This is a genomic window from Pseudofrankia coriaricola (genome assembly GCF_001854805.1).
GTDB lineage: Bacteria > Actinomycetota > Actinomycetes > Frankiales > Frankiaceae > Pseudofrankia.
On sequence record NZ_MBLO01000279.1, the window covers coordinates 67,427 to 86,444 of the forward strand.

At 73.9% G+C, this 19,018-nt stretch carries 14 protein-coding genes; 5 read left to right on the top strand and 9 right to left on the bottom strand.

Annotated features, from left to right (window positions below):
• Positions 1–43: 43 nt before the first annotated feature.
• Positions 44–3,328 carry an isoleucine--tRNA ligase gene (ileS, locus tag BCD48_RS44665; RefSeq protein WP_071054919.1) on the bottom strand — a complete coding sequence of 1,095 codons (3,285 nt, stop codon included), beginning with the start codon at positions 3,326–3,328 and terminating at the stop codon, positions 44–46.
• A 754-nt stretch (positions 3,329–4,082) separates the two neighbouring features.
• Here ileS and BCD48_RS44670 point away from each other — a divergent pair.
• The 4 genes from BCD48_RS44670 to BCD48_RS44685 all read left to right on the top strand — a co-directional run bounded on the left by BCD48_RS44670 (position 4,083) and on the right by BCD48_RS44685 (position 8,820).
• Positions 4,083–5,270: a class I SAM-dependent methyltransferase gene (locus BCD48_RS44670; protein WP_071054921.1), complete on the top strand. Its 1,188-nt coding sequence runs from the start codon at positions 4,083–4,085 to the stop codon at positions 5,268–5,270.
• Between the two features lie 432 nt (positions 5,271–5,702).
• Positions 5,703–6,572 (top strand): signal peptidase II, encoded by an 870-nt coding sequence (lspA, locus tag BCD48_RS48360; RefSeq protein WP_241842473.1) that lies wholly within the window; start codon positions 5,703–5,705, stop codon positions 6,570–6,572.
• Positions 6,569–7,516, top strand: a complete 948-nt coding sequence (locus BCD48_RS44680; protein ID WP_083420170.1) for an RluA family pseudouridine synthase — start codon at positions 6,569–6,571, stop codon at positions 7,514–7,516. Before lspA ends, BCD48_RS44680 begins: the two co-directional genes overlap by 4 nt.
• Complete coding sequence (locus BCD48_RS44685; protein ID WP_131804246.1) at positions 7,513–8,820, top strand: hypothetical protein; 1,308 nt, start codon at positions 7,513–7,515, stop codon at positions 8,818–8,820. The genes BCD48_RS44680 and BCD48_RS44685 overlap by 4 nt, the downstream gene beginning before the upstream one ends.
• 70 nt (positions 8,821–8,890) lie before the next feature.
• On the opposite strand, the gene BCD48_RS44690 is transcribed toward BCD48_RS44685, so the two are convergent.
• The 6 genes from BCD48_RS44690 to ftsZ form a co-directional block, all read right to left on the bottom strand.
• Positions 8,891–9,073: a hypothetical protein gene (locus BCD48_RS44690; protein WP_071054972.1), complete on the bottom strand. Its 183-nt coding sequence runs from the start codon at positions 9,071–9,073 to the stop codon at positions 8,891–8,893.
• A 380-nt stretch (positions 9,074–9,453) separates the two neighbouring features.
• Positions 9,454–10,374, bottom strand: a complete 921-nt coding sequence (locus BCD48_RS44695; protein ID WP_071054925.1) for a DivIVA domain-containing protein — start codon at positions 10,372–10,374, stop codon at positions 9,454–9,456.
• Between the two features lie 93 nt (positions 10,375–10,467).
• Complete coding sequence (locus BCD48_RS44700) at positions 10,468–10,746, bottom strand: YggT family protein (RefSeq protein WP_491677211.1); 279 nt, start codon at positions 10,744–10,746, stop codon at positions 10,468–10,470.
• A gap of 54 nt (positions 10,747–10,800) precedes the next feature.
• Positions 10,801–11,349 (bottom strand): cell division protein SepF, encoded by a 549-nt coding sequence (locus tag BCD48_RS44705; protein ID WP_071054927.1) that lies wholly within the window; start codon positions 11,347–11,349, stop codon positions 10,801–10,803.
• 9 nt (positions 11,350–11,358) lie between these two features.
• Positions 11,359–12,210: a YggS family pyridoxal phosphate enzyme gene (locus BCD48_RS44710; RefSeq protein ID WP_071054929.1), complete on the bottom strand. Its 852-nt coding sequence runs from the start codon at positions 12,208–12,210 to the stop codon at positions 11,359–11,361.
• A 78-nt stretch (positions 12,211–12,288) separates the two neighbouring features.
• Positions 12,289–13,659, bottom strand: coding sequence for a cell division protein FtsZ (ftsZ, locus tag BCD48_RS44715; RefSeq protein WP_071054931.1), 1,371 nt, complete (start codon positions 13,657–13,659; stop codon positions 12,289–12,291).
• 424 nt (positions 13,660–14,083) lie between these two features.
• On the opposite strand from ftsZ, the gene murC reads away from it, so the two are divergent.
• The gene (gene murC, locus BCD48_RS44720) at positions 14,084–15,592 is read left to right on the top strand and encodes a UDP-N-acetylmuramate--L-alanine ligase (protein WP_397428780.1); all 1,509 of its coding nucleotides are present in this window, start codon (positions 14,084–14,086) and stop codon (positions 15,590–15,592) included.
• A 79-nt stretch (positions 15,593–15,671) separates the two neighbouring features.
• Here the strand turns inward: murC and murG are convergent, their stop codons facing one another.
• Together murG and ftsW are read right to left on the bottom strand one after the other, a co-directional pair.
• The gene (gene murG / locus BCD48_RS44725) at positions 15,672–16,802 is read right to left on the bottom strand and encodes an undecaprenyldiphospho-muramoylpentapeptide beta-N-acetylglucosaminyltransferase (protein WP_071054935.1); all 1,131 of its coding nucleotides are present in this window, start codon (positions 16,800–16,802) and stop codon (positions 15,672–15,674) included.
• A gap of 52 nt (positions 16,803–16,854) precedes the next feature.
• Positions 16,855–19,018 (bottom strand): putative lipid II flippase FtsW (gene ftsW, locus BCD48_RS48365; protein WP_349308101.1); only part of this gene is annotated, 2,164 nt, incomplete at its 5' end.

The window sequence follows — 19,018 nt, forward strand, 5'->3', positions numbered from 1 at the left end:
CTTCCACGGAACGGGCCCGGCGACGTCCGCGAGGCCGCCGGGGCTAGCTGGCCGCCGGTTCGGCGACGCCGAGGGCGAAGGTGAGGCCCAGGTCGTCGGCGGTGTGGTGGGTGCCGGCGGGGAGGCCGCCCTCGACGAAGCGGACGGCCAGGATCTCGTCGGCGACGGTGGCGGCGTGCTCGCGCAGGGCTCTGGCGGTGTCCTCCTTCGAGGCAGCCCACCAGACGTCGATGCGGTCGGTGATCTCCAGGCCGGAGCTCTTGCGGGCGTCCTGAAGGGCACGAACGACGTCACGGGCGAGGCCCGCGCGGGCGAGCTCGGGGGTGATCTCCAGGTCGAGGGCGACCGACAGGCCCGACTCGGAGGTGACCGCCCAGCCCTGCCGCGGCGTCTCGGTGACGATCAGCTCGTCGCCGGAGAGCTCGATCCGCTCGCCGTCGACCTCGACGGCGAGCACCCCGTCGACGGGGAGGCCCGACGTGGCGACGGCGGCGGCGACGGCGGGCGTGCGCTTGCCGAAGCGGCGGCCCAGCGCCCGGAAGTTCGGCTTGACGGTGATGTCGACAAGGTCGGCGGTCGCGCCCTCGACGATGGTCACGTTCAGCTCGTCGGCGATCTGCGCGCGCAGGTCGGCGGGCAGCGCCTCGAACGCGGCACCGCCGACCACGGCGCGCGGCAGCGGCTGGCGGGTGCGCACCGCGCTCGCCGCCCGGGCCGCGCGGCCGAGCTCGACGATCCGGCGAACAAGGTCCATCTGCTCGGACAGCGTCTCGTCCACCCACTCGGCGGGCAGCTCCGGCCAGCTCGCCAGGTGCACCGAGTCCGGCGCGCCCGGGGCCGCGGCGAACAGCCGTGCCCACAGCCAGTCGGTGAGGAAGGGGGCAAGCGGGGCCATCGCCCTCGTCACGCCGTCCAGGCAGCGGTAGAGCGTGTCCAGCGCGTCCGGGTCGCCGTCCCAGAACCGGCGCCGCGAGCGGCGGACGTACCAGTTGGACAGGTCGTCGATGAACCGGGTCAGCCGCCGGCCGGCGCGCAGCGAGTCGAAGCCCTCCAACGCCTCGTCGACCTCGCGGACCGTCGCCGCCAGCTCCGAGAGCGCCCAGCGGTCGAGCACCGACCGGTCGGCCGGTGCCCTGCCGGGCGCGGCCGTGGGGTCCCAGTGCGCGGCGGAGGCGTAGAGGGCAAAGAACGAGGCCGTGTTCCAGTAGGTCAGCAGGACCTTGCGGACGATGTCATCGATCGCCTCGTGACCGACGCGGCGGTCCGACCACGGCGAGCCACCGGCGAGCATGAGCCAGCGGACCGCGTCCGCGCCGTGCCGCTCGAACAGGGCGAACGGGTCGAGGACGTTGCCCAGGTGCTTCGACATCTTGCGGCCCTCGGCGTCGAGCAGCAGGCCGAGGCACAGGACGGTCTCGTAGCTCGACTGGTCGAAGACGAGCGTCCCGATGGCCATCAGCGTGTAGAACCAGCCGCGGGTCTGGTCGATGGCCTCGCAGATGTACCGAGCCGGGTAGTGCTTCTCGAACTCGGCCTGGTTGCGGTGCGGGGCGCCCCACTGGGCGAACGGCATCGCGCCACTGTCGTACCAGACGTCGATCACCTCGGGCACGCGCCGGGCGGTGCCGCCGCAGCCGGCCCGCTGGCAGGTCAGCGTCACCTCGTCGACGAACGGGCGGTGCGGGTCCAGGCCGGACAGGTCCCGGCCGGTGAGCGTCGACAGCTCGGCGAGCGAGCTGACGCAGGTCAGGTGGGCCGAGTCGTTCTCGCAGCGCCAGATGGGTAGCGGGGTACCCCAGTAGCGGTTGCGGGACAGCGCCCAGTCGACGTTGTTACGCAGCCACTCGCCGTAGCGGCCATGTTTGATCCGGTCCGGGTGCCAGTCGGTCTTCTCGTTCTCCTCGACGAGCCGGTCGCGGACCACGGTGGTGCGGATGTACCAGCTGGGCAGCGGGTAATAGATCAGCGGCGTGTGGCAGCGCCAGCAGTGTGGATAACTGTGCACATAGCTGGTGCCGCGCCAGAGCAGCCCGCGGGCCTGAAGGTCCGCGGACAGCGGCGCGTCGGCGTCCTTGAAGAACATCCCGCCGACGAGCGGGACCTCGGGCAGGAAACGGCCGTTCGAGCCGATCGGGTTGACGACCGGCAGGCCGTTCGCCCGGCAGACCGCGAGGTCCTCGGCGCCGAACGCCGGTGACTGGTGGACCAGGCCGGTGCCGTCGGTGGTGGTGACGTAGTCGGCGAGCACGACCGAGTGCGGGGCGGCGGGCGCCGCGCCGGTGGCGTGCCGGCCGGCGACGCCGTCAGCGCCCGGCTCGAAGCGGGCGGCGTCGAGCAGCTCGAACGGGCGGCGGTAGCGGGTGCCGGCGAGCTGGGCGCCGGTCAGCCGGTCGACGACCTCGGCGTCCTCGGCGGCGTCGCCCAGGGCGGCCGCCAGCAGCGGCTCGGCGACGACGAGGTGCTCACCGGCGGCGGTGCGGGCGAGGACGTAGGTGACGTCAGGGTGGGCGGCGACGGCGGTGTTGGAGACCAGCGTCCAGGGCGTGGTCGTCCAGACGAGCAGCTTGGCGTCGCGTTCCGGGGTGAAGTAGCCCTCGGGACCGGTGCCGGCCACGACCGGGAAGCGGACGTAGACGGACGGGTCGGCGACGTCCTTGTAGCCCTGGGAGACCTCGTGGTCGGAGAGCGGCGTCTCGTCGCGGGGGCAGTACGGCGTGACGCGGAAGTCCTCGACCAGCAGGCCCTTGTCGAAGATCTGCCGCAGCGACCACCACACCGACTCGATGTAGGGGGTGTCCATCGTGCGGTACGCGCCGTCGAGGTCGACCCAGTAACCCATCCGCTCGGTCATCGCGGAGAAGTCGGCGACGTGGCGCAGCACCGACTCCCGGCAGCGGGCGTTGAACTCGGCGATCCCGAACGTCTCGATGTCGCTCTTGCTGGTGAAGCCGAGCTCCTTCTCCACCGCGAGCTCGACGGGAAGGCCGTGGCAGTCCCAGCCGGCCTTGCGAGGAACGTGGTAGCCCTTCATCGTCCGGTAGCGCGGGAAGACGTCCTTGAAGACCCGTGCCTCGACGTGGTGGGCGCCCGGCTTGCCGTTGGCGGTCGGCGGGCCCTCGTAGAACATCCACAGCGGCGCGTCGGCGCTCGCCCGCAGGGAGCGTTCGAAGATCTTGCTGTCGCGCCAGCGGTCGAGGGTCTCCTGCTCGAACGCCGGCAGGTCGACCTTCGCCGGCAGCGGCGCGAACGCCGCCGAGCGGGCGGCGCTGGGCGCGGCGGGCGCGGCGGCTGGCGCGGCTGGGGTGCTGGTGGGTGTGGGGGTGCTCATCGCTGTGGGGTCCCGGTCTCCGTCGGACGTGGCAGTTCCGGCGGAGGGACGACGCCACGCCACTTCCCCAGGGCCGCTATCGGCCTCGGGACGGGCGGGGCACCGCGGTACCACCCTCCTTGCGCGCCGCCAGGTCACCGACCCCGCGACGGCCACTCATTCGCGCCACGGCTGCCGGATCTACTGACGCCCCAGCTCTCTCGAACTTCCTGGGGCCGCGTTCTCCCGACGACTCAGGGGTGATCTTCACGACGCGCTAACCACCGGGCTTCCACCGTCCCCGGCTCGCTCAGGCTGCGCCCGCCGCTACTCGTCCCCATCGACGCCTTGCCGCTGGCTTGCTGCGCCCAGCGTAGCTGACCGCTCGACGGGCTGGCACCGGGTTTCCGCGCAAGATCACGTCGGACAACGCCTACGCCGACGACATGAAGCGACCGAGGCGACGAGCGGACGGAGGGCGGGGCGAAGGCAGCGGAGCGGGCGAACGTCCGCACCGGGCACCCGCGGGCTCACGATGGCCGGACACTGGCCTTGCGTAGCGGCACAGTTGGCGGGCCGGACGCCCTTGCGTCACACCGAACCAACCGGTCCCGATGGAATCGGGCACGCACGTGGCGTAGGTCCGTCTCCTGGGGTTTCTGCGGTGGTCATGTCGACGTTTCCCCCAGTGGCGCCCACGCGGTCATACTCGACATGACGCAGAAAGTCGGCCCTTTCCGGGGCAGCCCGGACGGACGCTGAGGACGGGTGAAGGATGAGCGCGTCGACCTGGGACCGGTTCGCGGAGAAGCTGCGGCAGGCGAGCCGGAAGAAATCGGTGCGAACACCGTTCGGAGTCCGGATGTCCGACGGCGCGTCGTTCCTGGTTGGTGACGGCGAGCCACGGTTCTGGCTCGAAAGCCGGGGCAGCGCCGGGGACCGGGCACTGTCGTCGATGGACCTGTTCCAGGTGGGTGACGCGTTCATTGCCGGCGCGTTCGACATTAACGGCGACGTGGTGGCGGCCTTTGCCGCCCGCAGGGTCTTCTCCGACTTCCATCCGATCGTCTGGACCAAGCGGTTCGCGCCGCTGGCGCTCGGCGCGCGCGGCCAGCGCAAGAAGGACGACGAGGCGATCGCCGCGCACTACGACGAGGACGCCGACTTCTTCCGCACGTTCCTCGACAGCGAGTTCCGCTGCTACACCCACGGGGTCTTCACCGCGGACACGGAGCCGCTGGAGGCCGCGATGGCAAACAAGATGCGCTACGCCTACGACGCATTGGAGCTCGGGCCGGGGGCGCGGGTGATCGAGGTCGGCGGCGGCTGGGGGGCGTTCCTGCAGTTCGGCTCCGAGCAGGGCGCGCGGGTGACCTCCCTCACGCTGTCGCGGGCGTCCGAGGCCTTCATGAACGACCTCGCCAAGGAGCGCGGCTACGACGGGGCCACCGTCGTGCGCCAGCACCTGTTCGCCTACGAGGGCGGAGGCGAAATGTACGACGCGCTGGTGAACATGGGCGTCACCGAGCACCTGCCCGACTACGAGACGACGCTGCGCAAGTACGCCGCGCTGGTCCGCCCGGGCGGGCGGGTCTACCTGGACGCGGTCGCGATGCGCCGCAAGCACCATCTGTCCAGCTTCATGAGCCGCCACATCTACCCCGGCCGGTCGACCCCGATGGTGCTGCACGACTATCTGGCCTGCGTGGCGAGGTCAGGCCAGTTCCGGGTACGGACCGTGATAGAGGACACCCACAACTACATGCTGACCTGCCGGGCATGGGCGCTGAGGCTCGACGCCGCGCGCGAGCAGGTCGTCGATCGCTGGGGCCAGGAGATGTACCTGAAGTTCCGCGCGTTCCTCTGGGGCTCGACGGCCGGTTTCGTCACCGGCCAGCTCGAGGCCTACCGCATCGTCCTGGAGCGCCTGGGCACCCCCGACCCCGCCCCGCTGACCCCCTGAGCCGCCCCGTCAGGGCGGGATTCCCGACTGGACAATCTGGCCCGCCAGCCGCGACACGTCGCCCACCGCCCTGCCCGCCTGAGCCTTCTCCGAGCTGACCACCGCCGTCGCGGCGCCCCCGAACATCCCTTGGCCAGGTGTCGAACCGCGCGGCAAGGTGTGGCGTCGTTCGGGTGAGCCGGTCACACAGCCCCATCGGTGTCGGGGCGATGGACGATTCCACTCCGGCAAGTAATGCGCGCGGCCTGGCCACAAATGGTGACGGCGCATCAGCGCAGCGCCAACTCAGCCACCTCGCCAGCCCGGGACCGGCCCTACCACCGCCATATGCCAGGAGCCGGATCCACGCGGGGAGGGCGCTCAGCGCCCGACGGCGGCGCCCGGGTGCGGGCGCGGAGCGTCCGGCACCGGGACCGCCGTACAGTTGACGACGTGGGAGAGGCGCCGACCAGCGAGGGCGACGTACCTGGGCCGGGGGCGCGGGGCGATGATGAGGAGACCTCCATCGCGCGCGCATACCTGGACTGGGGCAAGGGCCCCGATCTGGCGGCCGGGAAGGCCACCGGCGCGCACGCCGGTCAGTCCGCGCAGCCGCGGGCCGACGGTGCGCCCGGCGGGGTCACCCGGCCCGGCGATGACGGGCAGGATGGAGGGGGCGGAGGGTCCGCCCCACACACCACCCCGCCCCGCCGGTCCGACGGACGGGTGGTGGGCGTGCGGCGGCCGATCATGGTGCTGCTCGCCACCAGCCTCGGCGTTGTCCTGCTGGACGCCATCACGAAGATCATCGTGGTGGCGAAGCTGACCGGGCACGACTCCGTCACGCTGGTCCCGGGTGTGCTCGAGCTGCGACTGACCCGTAACTCGGGCGCCGCGTTCAGCATCGCCGGCGGCGCGACGGCCCTGTTCAGCCTCATCGCGGTGGCCGTGATCGTCGTGGTCGCGTTCACCGCGCGCAAGCTCGGCTCCCGAGGCTGGGCCGTGGTGCTCGGCGCGATCGTCGGCGGCGCGGTCGGCAACCTCATCGACCGGCTGGTGCGCTCCCCCGGCCCGCTGCGCGGCCACGTCGTCGACTGGATCTACCTGCACCACTGGCCGATCTTCAACATCGCCGACTCCTCGATCGTCGTTGGCGCCGTCCTCGCCGTCGTGCTCTCCGCGCTCGGCATCGGCCTCGACGGCACGCGCCTGGCCCGGCAGGACCCGGCCGGTCCGGCCGAGGCGGCCAAGCCGGCCGAGACGGGTGACGCGTCGGGCACGCCCGAGACGGACAGGCCGTCCGAGCCGGCGGGACGGGAGTGACGGCGGTGCGGGCCGGCGAGCAGCGGTCCTTGCCGGTTCCGGACGGGCTCGACGGCCTGCGCCTGGACGCCGCGCTCGCGCGGATGTTCGGCCTGTCCCGGACGGTGGCCGCGGCGATGGTCGACGACGGGCAGGTCAGCGTCGACGGCCAGGTGCCCAGCCGGTCCGACCGGGTCCGCGGCGGCGCCTGGCTGGACGTCGAGCTGCCGCCCCCGCCGGGCCCGGTCGTCGAGGCGGCGCCGACACCGGTCGAGGGCCTGACCATCCTGCACGACGACGACGACATCATCGTGGTCGACAAGCCGGTCGGTGTCGCCGCGCACCCGGCGCCCGGGTACACCGGCCCGACCGTGATCGGCGCGTTGGCCGCCGCCGGCTACCGGGTCTCCACGTCCGGCCCGGCCGAGCGCCAGGGGGTCGTGCACCGCCTCGACGTCGGCACGACCGGAGTCATGGTCGTCGCGAAGAGCGAGTCGGCCTATACGGCGCTCAAGCGGGCCTTCCGGGAGCGGACGGTCGACAAGCGCTACCGCGCGGTGGCTCAGGGCCATCCCGACCCGCTGCGCGGCACGATCGACGCCCCGATCGACCGGCACCCCCGCAAGCCCGGGCTGTTCGCCGTCGTCGCGGACGGCAAGCCCAGCATCACCCACTACGACACCGATGAGGCGTTCCGGGCGGCGTCGCTGCTGATCATTCGGCTGGAGACCGGGCGGACCCACCAGATCCGGGTCCATCTCGCCGCGCTGCGCCACCCCTGCGTCGGTGACCTGGCCTACGGCGCCGACCCGACGCTCGCGGAGAAGCTCGGCTTGCGCCGGCAGTGGCTGCACGCCTTCGAGCTTTCGTTCGAACATCCGGCGGACGGGCGGCCGGTGACGTTCACGAGCCCCGACCCACCCGACCTCGCCGAGGCGTTGGAGCGGCTCCGGGCGATGTCGTGAGCCGGCTTCCGTCGCCGGTGCGCGCCAGCGACCCGGGGGACGATCGGACCTCCCAGCAGACCTCCCAGATCACGACCTCCCAGATCGGCTTCGCCGATCCGGCAGGGACCCCGTCCGGCGATCCGGCAGGGACCCCGGCTTCGCGATCCGGCAGGAACCCCGGCCGGGTGCGCGAAAGAAGAGCATTTTCGCGCACCCTTTGGTCCTCCAGGGCCGGTTCGGCACGCTACACGGCGGACGCGGTCACGCACCGGGCTACCGCGGCGGTGGTGGAGGCCGCGACGGCCAGCGGCGCCGGGATAGCGAAAGCGGCGGACCGGGCCGGGCCGGTGCTCGACCGGCTCGACGACGCGCTCGTCCCCAGGACCGGCCGGGCGCTGGAGGCGGTGGTCGGCGCCGCCGCGGCCACCAGCAGGACGGTCACGGCGGGGCTGCTGCGCCTCGCGCTGCGCACCCGGCTGCTGCCCGGACCGCCCGAACCGCCCGCGCCCGCGCCCAGGCCCCGGACCGCGGACGGCGGGTCCGGCCCAGACGCCGGGTCCAGCCCGTCCCCCGCCGCCGCGAGGGACGCCTCCGCGTCGGCCGTGGCGGAGGGGCCCTCGGTCGGCCGGGCATTACTGGAGCGCGGCGCGCGGATCGCCGTCCTCGGCCTCGTCGCGATGATCGTGTTAAGCGCCGCCGCGGCCCTGCTGCCCGGGATGGACGGCCAGCCCCGCACCGAGCCGGCGAGCCCGCCGCCGGGCGGCGCACCGGCTGGGCAGGCGGACGCGGCCGTCGTGCCCAGCGTGACGATCGGACCGACCGCGGGAGAGTCGACGGCGGACTACGTGGGCGGCGCGGATCAGTCGCTCGTAGCGCTCGCCGAGGCCGCGCCGGAGGCGGACCTGCTGGCGGTGGTGAGCTTGAACGACTACCGGACCCCCGACGGCCTGCAGGCGCTCCTCGCCACCTACCGGGTGACGCAGGTCTTCTTCACCGTGCCGGGGTCGGGCACGGTACACCAGGCGGAGGTGCGCACCCCGGTGGACGACGTGCTGGCCGCGCTCGCCGCGCAGGCGGCCGAGTCGTCGAGGCGAGCGGCGACGGCCACCGACCCCGCGGCCCGGGAGCGCGCGTCGGCGCAGGCGCAGACGATGCGCGGCGGCCGGAGCTGTTCCTGCCTGTTCGCCGCCGTCGTGCGGGCGTCCGCCGCCCGGCTCCTCGCGCTGCGCCAGGACTCTTCGGTCCGCGTCATCGACGCCGCCCCACCGGCCACACTGGAGAACGCCGTCCGCTTCATCCCGGTGACCCCCGAATCCCGGTGACCCCCGACCACCCGTAACAAGCGCCCCGCGACCGACCTGGCGGGCTCGCGGGCAGGCCGCCGACGTCGGCTCAGGAGCTGACGGAACCTCGGGCGGCGGCGCGGCGGACCCGCCGGGCGGCGCCCAGCGGGAGCACGCCAGCGGCGAGGAGGGTCAAGGCCAAAGAGGCATAGACACAGGCCGTCGGGCCCACCGCGCCGACGACCAACAGTACCGCGGCGACCACCAGCGCCGCGCCGCTCAGAACGATCACCTCGACCACCTCCGTCGTTTCACCACTATCCCCGCCGGCGACGTCCCGGTGGGTGAGGCGCTGACGGAGGCGGCCGGACGCGAGAGCGCCCGCCCCTGCGCGCACCCCGAGATCGCCGGGGACGAGACGCCAGGAACTCGCCTCGGCGACCCCTCTAAGCCCGTGGCCGCCCGCGAAGCCGGCCCGGTGCGGGGACCCCGCACCGTCGACCACGTGCCGAGCACAGCGCCGCGTGGCGACCGGAGCGCCGCCAGCGGCACCACGTGTTGAAGAGCGCCGGCAACGACGAGGCTCCGCGCGCGCCGGGGCACCGCCGGCCGGAAGACACGGTCATCGTCGGCCAGCCCGGCGAACCCTGGCTGGGTCAGTGAGCCAGTGGGTCAGAATTCCTGCATGCCACCGGCGCGCGGGTCGCGCTCCGCGTGGTTGACGCCGTTCTGGCCGCCCATGGCGGGCGGGCCGGGCTGGTAGGCGGCTGCCGGCACCCCGACGCCCGCGGGCTGGGGCTGGCCGCCGCCCTGAGTGCCCGGGTTCAGGCCCGGACGGGCTGGGCCACCAGGGCCGACGGCCGGCTGGGTCGGCATGCCGTCGAGGTCACGCAGCTGCATCTCCAGGTAGGCCCGCAGCCGGGTGCGGTACTCACGCTCGAACGCGCGCAGCTGCTCGACCTGGCCCTCGAGGCGGCGCTTGTCCTCCTCGAGGCCGCCGAGCTGCTCGGCCACGTGCGCCCGCGCCTCCGCGAGGATGCGGTCGGCGTCCGAGCGTGCCTCGCGGCGGGCCCGTTCGGACTCGGTGCGCGCCTCGCGCAGCGCCTCGTCCGCGGTCCGCTGGGCGAGCACCAGGGTACGGGCAACCCGCTGCTCGATCTCGGCGTCGAGCTGGGAGCCGGCCGTGGCGGGCACGCCGCCGCCGCGCTGGCCGACGGCGGGCATGACCTGGGTGGCTCCGCCGGGGATCGGCACCGGCGAGGTGGACGGGCCTCGGGCGGCAGCCGCCTGCGCCTGTGCCTGCGCCTGCTGGGCGGCGGCCTGGGCCTGGGCCGCCGCCCTGCGGGCGTCATCGAGCTGCCGGCGCAGCTGCTGGTTCTCTTCCAGGATCTGGGGGGGCACACCGGGGCCGCCGCCACCGGTGCGGCGCGCCTCGTCGAGCTGGCGGCGCAGGTCGGAGTTCTCGTCCAGCATTCGCGTCAGCTCGGCCTCGACCTCGTCGAGGAAGGTGTCGACTTCGTCCTCGTTGTACCCGGTCCGGAACCTCGTCGGGCTGAAGACCTTGTTCTGCACATCCTGTGGTGTCAGCGCCACGTCGCCTCCTCTTGCGGCATCGCCGCTCCCCGAAGAGAGGGCGGTCTACGGGCAGTCTCCCGCGCTCGTGTCAGCGGCGTGCACACGACCCCGTCACAACCTCGTCGCATAGTTCTGCAACACCACGATCACGATGAACAACAGCAGGAAACCGAGGTCGAAGGCCACAGCCCCCACGCGCAGCGGCGGGATGAAGCGCCGCAGCAATCGTAGCGGCGGGTCCGTGGCCGTATACACGACCTCGCAGAGCACCACCCACGGGCCGGTGGGTCGGAAGGAGCGACTCAACGACTGCAGCAGGTCGATGACCATCCGCGCTATCAGGAGCAGGAGGTACGCGGTCAGCACCCAATAGATCACGGTGCCGAAGATGCTTATGGCTGCCTCTCCCTGCCTTGCGGACGCCGGCGGCCACGCACCGCGGCGTCAGGACTGGTTGTAGAAGCCACCTTCGGCGATACGAAGCTTGTCGCTCTCGGTGACCTCGACGTTCGAGGGGGTCAGGAGGAAGACCTTGTTAGTCACCCTCTCAAGCCTCCCGTGCAGGCCGAAGATCAGCCCAGCGGCGAAGTCGATCAGCCGCTTGGCCTCGACGTCGTCCATCTCGGTGAGGTTCATGATGACGGGCGTGCCGTCCCTGAACTCCTCACCGATCTGACGGGCGTCATTGTAGCTCCGCGGCTGGAGCGTTGTGATCCGGTAGGGGGATGCTTCCTCGACGGCCGCTACCCTCCGCATCGGAACGGGTCCGGAGGGGCGCAGCGGTTCGACGGAGGAGGAACGTCTGGCCATTGTCGGCGGCTCCTCGCGTGCGTCGATACGCCTCACCGTCCGGTCGAACGGAACGGGCTCGCGCACGTCCCGCCGGTCATCCTGGCGGTCGTCCTGACCGTCGTCATCGTCGTAGTCGTCGAGATATTCGTCGTCCTCCTCGGCCAGACCGAGGTAGACCATCGCCCTGCGCCCGAGCCCCATGGCGCGACTCTAAGGGACAGGGCGCCGCTCACCGAACAAAGCGGTGCCGATCCGTAGGTGTGTCGCGCCTTCGGCCACCGCGGCCTCAAGATCGCCCGACATTCCAGCGCTGACGACCCGCGCCTCGGGGTGGTTCCGCCGCACCTCTTCGGCGACTTCACGTAACCGGGCGAATGCCGGCCGTGGAGGTACCCCCCGAGGAGCCACCGCCATCACACCCGCGAGCCGCAGCCCCGCGGCCTCGGCGACGAGATCTGTCATCCGGGCGACATCGCCCGGCGCCGCGCCGCCCCGGCCGGTGGCGCCGGGTGTGTCCAGGCACACCTGGACGCAGACCGCGATCATACGGCCCTGGCTCGCCGCCGCTCTGGACAGGCTCGCGACCAGTTCCGGCCGGTCGACGGACTGTACCCAGTCGGCCCAGCGGGCGACCGCGTTCGCCTTGTTCCGCTGCAACTGACCGACGAAGTGCCACACCGGCGCGCCCACGGGCACCCGGGCCGCCGCCCCCGGACCGTCCGCGCCCCCGGCCGGTCCCAGTCTCCCAGGTACGCCCAGTCCCCCACCTGCGCCCGGAGCCCCGGCCGGCCTCGCGGCTTGCGAGGAGGCCGCCGTGCCCAGCCGGGACAGCACCTCGGCGACCTTGGGGGCCGCCTCCTGCTCGCGGTTCTCGGCGAAGTGGGTGACGCCCAGGGCGCGCAGCGCCAGCACATCGGCGGCGGGCCAGGTCTTGCTCACGGCGATGAGCGTGAGCTCGGCCGGCTCACGGCCGGCGGCGCGCGCCGCCACGGCGATCCGCTCCCGGACCTCGCCCAGGTTGGCCCGCAGCCGCGCCAGGTCAGCGCCCGACGTCACCGCCACACCCGCGGGTCCCTCCGCATTCGCTGTACGGGCCGGTCGAGACACCGCCGGCCCGGTCGGCGAACGGCGGAGGCTCGGTTACTTGAGGAAGTCGGGGACGTCCAGCTCGTCATCCTCGTCGGCGATCGGCCGGACCGGCCGCCGAGGCGGAGGATAGCTCGGCCGCGCTCCCGGGCGGACGCCCGCCGGGTCGGCCCCGTAGCCACCCCCTTGCCCCTGGCCTTCGCCGGGCGCGTGCTGGGCGGCATAGCGGGCCGGCGGCTCGTCCAGGTCCGGCTGTGGGTCCAGCGGCTCGGGGATGTACTGCGGCGGCGCGGGCTGCGGCGCGGCCGGCGGCGGGCCCATCGGTGGGGCGTAGCTCGGGGTCGGCCGCGGAGCGGGCGGCGGCGTCGGGGCCACCGCGGGGATCGCCGGCAGCGCGCCCACGGGAGCCGGGGCGGCGGCGACCGGCGGCGGCGTGGGGCGCGCGCGCTGCGGGGCGATGCCCTTCGCGCGGCGGTCGGGCACCGTGTCGAAACCGGCCGCGATGACAGTGACCCGCACCTCGTCGCCGAGCGCGTCGTCGATCACGGCACCGAAGATGATGTTCGCCTCGGGGTGGGCGGCGTCGGCGACCAGCTCGGCGGCGGCGTTGATCTCGAACAGGCCGAGGTCGGACCCCCCGGAGATGTTCAGCAGCACGCCCTGCGCGCCGTCCATGCTGGCCTCGAGCAGCGGCGAGGCGATCGCCTGCTCGGCGGCGACCGTGGCCCGGTCGTCACCACGGGCGCGGCCGATACCCATGAGCGCGCTGCCGGCATGCGACATGACCGTCTTGACGTCGGCGAAGTCGAGGTTGATCAGTCCAGGCGTGGTGATCAGGTCGGTGATGCCCTGGACACCGGAGAGCAGCACCTGGTCGGCGCTGCGGAACGCGTCGAGCACGCTGATGTCGCGGTCGGTCATCGCCAGCAGCCGGTCGTTCGGGATGACGATGAGGGTGTCGACCTCGTTGCGCAGCGTGTCGATGCCGGCATCGGCCTGGTTCGCCCGGCGGCGGCCCTCGAAGGTGAACGGTCGGGTGACCACGCCGATCGTGAGCGCGCCCAGCGAGCGCGCGACGTTCGCCACGACCGGAGCCCCGCCGGTGCCGGTCCCGCCGCCCTCACCCGCCGTGACGAAGACCATGTCGGCCCCCTTGAGGACCTCCTCGATCTCCTCGCGATGGTCCTCCGCCGCCTGCCGGCCGACCTCGGGGTCGGCGCCGGCGCCGAGGCCGCGGGTGAGCTCGCGGCCGACGTCCAGCTTCACGTCGGCGTCGCTCATCAGCAGCGCCTGCGCGTCGGTGTTGATGGCGATGAACTCGACGCCCTTGAGACCGACCTCGATCATGCGGTTCACGGCGTTGACGCCGCCACCACCAATGCCGACAACCTTGATGACCGCTAGGTAGTTCTGCGGGGCAGCCATTACGGGGTCGGTCCTCCAGCGGCGTCGGTGGGGCGGACATACGCCCGGCTCGCGCGGCAGGACCGTCGGGACGGCTCCACCGGGACGAGACGGGAGAAGTAGCCGCCTAGCTCCAACCTTCACCGTCCACTAGACGGTTAGAGTTATGTCAACTTGCGACTGTGGATGGACAGTAGGCATGGCGTCCGCATGGGTCAAGGAACCTCCCGGCGCGTCAACCGATGGAATTCGCCGTCCTGTTCGTCACAGCCTCCGCCCGCATAGCCCCCTCCCGACGGGCCTCCCCACCCGTCCCTTTCTTCCTCCCCCCGCCCCTGGTAGCGGACTCGGGCGAGATGTCCTCCCCAGCCCCGGGTGAGCGGCCGTCCGGACCAGTCGCGAGCCGAGCCTCTACCTGGCCAGCCGGTGGGAGAGGATGGTGTCCGTGAGCGCGCGCGTGCACTTCCTCGGCATCGGCGGCTCGGGCCTCGCCCCACTGGCCCGGATCGCGCTGGCCCGTGGCCACCTCGTCTCCGGCAGCGACCAGGAGCCCTCGGCGCGGGTCGAGGCGCTGCGGGCGCTGGGAGCCCGGGTGCGCACCGGTGCCGTGCCCGGCCCGGCGGAGCTGGCCGCCGAGCTCGCCGGCGTGGACGTCGTCGTGGCCTCCAGCGCCCTGGGCGACGACCATCCGGAGGTCGCGGCCGCGCGGGCCGCCGGCCTGCCGGTGCGCCGCCGCTCCGACTGGCTGCCCGAGCTGACCTCCGGCTACCAGCTCGTCGCCGTCGCCGGCTCGCACGGCAAGACGACGACCTCGGCGATGCTCACCCTCGCGCTGCGCGCCGCGGGCGCCGACCCCACGGCGGTGATCGGCGGCGAGGTGCCGCAGCTCGGCGGCGGGGCGCTGGTCGGCTCCGGCGAGCTGTTCGTGCTGGAGGCCGACGAGTACGGCGGCGCGTTCGACGCTCTGGACCCGGCGCTCGCCGTGGTCACGAACGTCGAGTGGGAGCACCCGGACCTCTTTCCCGACGAGGCGGCCGTGCGGGCGGCGTTCACCGCCTTCACCGCCCGGGTCCGCCCAGGCGGCGTCCTGGTGGCCTGTGGCGACGACCCCGGGGTGGCCTCCGTGCTCGGCGCCCTGGCCGAGCAGCCGGGCGGCGGCCCGCGGGTCGTGCGCTACGGCCTGGGCGACGGCCTCACCTGGCGCGCGACAAACATCACGGCCGTCGATGGCACCACCGGTGGGTCCGCGGGCAGCCAGGATGTGAGCGGGAACGCCGGGGACCCGCCGGCCGTCGTGACACGGGCCACCGTGCTGCGCGACGGGGAGCCGGTCGGCACGCTGCGCCTGGCGCTGCCGGGCCGGCACACGGTCCTCAACGCGCTCGCGGTGCTGGCCGCCACGGGCGAGCTCGGGGTGCCCGTCGAGGCGGCGCTCTCGGCGCTGGCCGGCTACACCGGCGCCGCCCGGCGCTTCCAGCACGTCGGCTCCGCCGACCTGGCAGGCACCAGGGGCGCGGCGGACCTGCCGGGCGACGGCGGCACGGTCGAGGTGATCGACGACTACGCCCACCATCCGACCGAGATCCGCGCCACGCTCGCCGCCGCCCGGCAGAAGGCCGCCGGCCGGGAGGTCTGGGCGGTCATCGAGCCGCACACCTACAGCCGGCTCGCGGCGCTGCTGGACGACTTCGCCGCCTCCTTCGGTGACGCCGACCGGCTCTACGTCACGGACATCTACGCCGCCAGGGAGCACGACGACCTCGGCCTGCACGCCGCGGACCTCGCCAAGCGGGTTCGCACCCCCGCCGACACGAGCTACGTCGGCTGGGCCGAGCTGCCCGGGCGTCTGGCCGCCGACCTGCCCGGCCACGACGTCCTGCTGCTGACGCTCGGCGCCGGCACGATCACCGAACTCGGCCCCCGCCTGCTCGCCGGGCTGGCCCCCGCCCGCTGACCCGCGCGGGCGACGTCCGGGCACCGCGGCCCGGGCGTCGACTCCCCGGTGGGCCAGTGGGCCGCGTGTTCCCCGCGCGTCAGTGGGCGGCGTGCCGGCCCCCGGCGCGGCGCCGGGACGCGGCGGCCTCGCGGATCATCGCGACGATCGTCTGGGCCGCCTGGGGGTGGCCCATGCCGGCGCAGGCGGCGCCCATCTTCGCCAGCCGCTCCGGCATAGTGAGCACCGGCAGCACCTCACGCGCGATCCAGTCGGCGGACAGCTCCGCGTCGTCGACGAGCAGCCCGCCGCCGGCCTCGACCGTCGGCAGCGCGTTGCGCCGCTGTTCCCCGTTGCCGTGCGGCAGCGGGACGTAGACGGCCGGCAGGCCCACGGCGGCGAGCTCGGCGCAGGTCATCGCCCCGGAGCGGCAGAGCACCAGATCCACGGCGGCATAGGCCGACGGGATGTGGTCGAGGTAGGGCACCAACACGTACGGCGCGGGCAGGCCGGACGGCAGCGCCGCCGCCACCTCGTCGAAGTTCTTCGGACCGGTGGCGTGCAGCACCTGCACCCCGGACTGGGTGAGCGCCCGGGCCGCCCCCGCCATCGCCTGGTTGAGCGAGCGAGCGCCCTGAGAGCCGCCGAACACGAGCAGCGTGGGGCGGTGCGGGTCGAGGCGGTAGCGGGCCCTGGCGGCGCGCATGGCGGCCGGCGACCGGTCGAGGGTGAGGATCTCCTCGCGCAGCGGGATGCCGGTGAGCCTCCCGTGGCGCAGCGGTGTCCCCGGATAGGAGACGGCGACGTGCGAGGTGAGCCGGGCGCCGAGCCGGTTGGCCACCCCGGGCAGCGGGTTGGCCTCGTGGACGACGATCGGCACCCCACGGCGGCGGGCGGCCAGATAGGCGGGCACGGAGACATAGCCTCCGAAACCGATGACGACGTCCGCGCGGGTCTCGGTGATCACCGCGCCGGCCCGGGAGATGGCGCCCGCGAGCCGGCCGGGGACGGTGAGCACCTGCCTGGATGGACGCCGGGGAAGCGGCACCTTCGGAACGGTCGCCAGCTCGTAGCCGCGCGCGGGCACGACGCGCGCCTCCATGCCCGTCTCGGTCCCGAGCAGGGTCAGCCGGATCCGCGGGTCAGCCGCGCGCAGCGCGTCCGCGACCGCGAGCGCGGGTTCGACATGGCCGGCCGTACCGCCGCCGGCGAGCAGCACACTCTTCAGCATCGGCTCTCACGATGGCACACCGACCGCGGCGGGCGCGGGCCGGCTCGCGGGCTCAGCCGGCGGCGGGTGGCCCGTTGGGATCCGGGCGCGGGGGGCGCCGGTAGGGCCCCGGCTCGGCGGGCGGCCGGGACGTGGGTTCCCCCGCGGAAGGGGCGCCGCCGGTGCTGTCCTCGCCCGACCGCACGCGCGGCGGGCGGCGCGCGGTGGGGTTGGCCGCGCGGGCGGGGCCGGATCCGGGGCGCGGGCGCCCCGACACCCGGGCCGGGCGAGCCGGCCGGGCGTCTCTCACACCGTCGCCGCCGGCGTCGGCGCGAGCGCGAGCGGGCGCGGACGGGTCTCGTTCCCTGGCACGCCGGCCATCCTGGCCCGCGCCGCGCCCGCGGCCCTCGTCGCCGTCGCGGGCATTCCCGCCACGGCCGCCCGTGCTTCGGGCATCCGCACGGCGAACGTCTCCACGGCGGCCGCCCTTGCGGTCGGCGCCCCGGGCGGGAGTGTCCACCTGGCCGGCGCGGCCGGGACGACGGGCGACGCGCTTACCGGCGGGCGCCTCGCGGTCCCCGGGGCGCGGGCGGCCGGAGCCGCGGCGGCCCTGGCGGGCGCTGCGTGCCTCCCGGCGCTCGCGGGCGCGCTCGGCCAGCAGCCGGGCCGCCGCCGGCTCCGAGCGGGCGAACGCCAGCAGCATGCCGATCGAGAGCATGGTCGGCACGAGGGACGAGCCGCCGAACGACACCAGCGGCAGCGGGATGCCGGTGATCGGCAGCAGCCCGACGACCGCGCCCATGTTCACGACCGCCTGGGTGAGGATCCAACCCGTCGACCCGGCGGCGGCGAGGCGCACGAAGTGGTTGTCGCTGCGGTGCGCCACCCGCAGCCCCGCGTAGCCAAAGACGCCGAACAGGAGCACCACGAGCAGGCAGCCGAGCAGGCCCAGCTCCTCGCCGATGATCGCGAGGATGAAGTCGGTGTACGAGGCGGGCAGCAGGTCGGGCCACTTCTCCCGGGACGCCCCCAGGCCCTCGCCCCACCAGCCGCCCGACGACAGGGCGTAGATCCCGTGGACGGCCTGCCAGCCGCTGTCCTGGGCCTTGTCGAACGGGTCTCGGTAGGACAGCAGCCGTTCCAGCCGGTACGGCTCGATCACGGCGAGGATGGTGCCGACGACCGCGATCACGCCGAGCAGGCCGCCGTAGACCCGGCCGGGCGTGCCTACCACCCACAGGACGACGAACAGCACCGAGAACACCACGATTGTCGTGCCCATGTCGGGCTGCAGCATGATCAGGCCGCCGACCAGCGCCGTCATCGGCACGATCGGGATGATCAGGTGCTTCCAGTCGCCGAGCAGCCGGCGCTTCCTGGTCAGCAGGTCGGCCGACCAGAGCACCAGCGCGAGCTTGGCCAGTTCGCTCGGCTGCAGGGTGAGCGAACCGACGCCGAGCCAGCGCTGGGCGCCGTTGGACGACACCCCCAGCGGCGAGAGCACCGCTAGGAGAAGCAGCAGGGTGAGTGCCATCAACGGGTAGGAGACCCGGCGGAAGACGCGCGCCGGCATGCGGCTCGCGGCGAGCAGCACCGGCAGGCCGATGCCCATCCAGGTGGCCTGCCGGACGAAGATCGTATAGGACGAGCCGAAGGCCTCGTACGAGCGCACGTTCGACGCCGAGAGCACCATGACCAGGCCGAGCAGCAGCAACAGCCCGGCCGACGAGCCGAGCAGGTAGTAGGAGGCCAACGGCCGCTCCAGCAGCGGCAGCTTCGCCAGCGCCGAGCTCTGGGCGTCGAGGTCCGGCACCGGGCGCAGCAGGGCCCGCCGTTGTCCGGGCCGGAGCGTGCCGGCCCTGGCCGCGCCGCTCCTGGCCGCTCCGGCCCGGCCGGCCGGGTTGCCGGCCGGTGGGCGCCGCCGCGGCACCCGACCGGTCTCCTCGCCGGCCGGGCGCGGCGGGGCTGGTGTCTCACGGACCCGGGGACCCGATCCGGATGGAGCCCCGGGACGGCGCACGGCCGGCGCCATCGCGTCGCGCAGGTTGGTCGCCCGCCCCCCCGACGCGGCCGGCGGGCCGGCCGCCCCGGGCGGCTTGTCCCGCGTACCGGCGCGCACGTCCCGGGACTGCCCCTGCCCGTCACGCCGCGCCGGGCGCGCCTGGCCGCCGGCGGGGCCCTCGTCGCCGGCGGAGGCGCGGGGACGCGTGGACGACCCGGCCCGCGGCCCGGCGGCG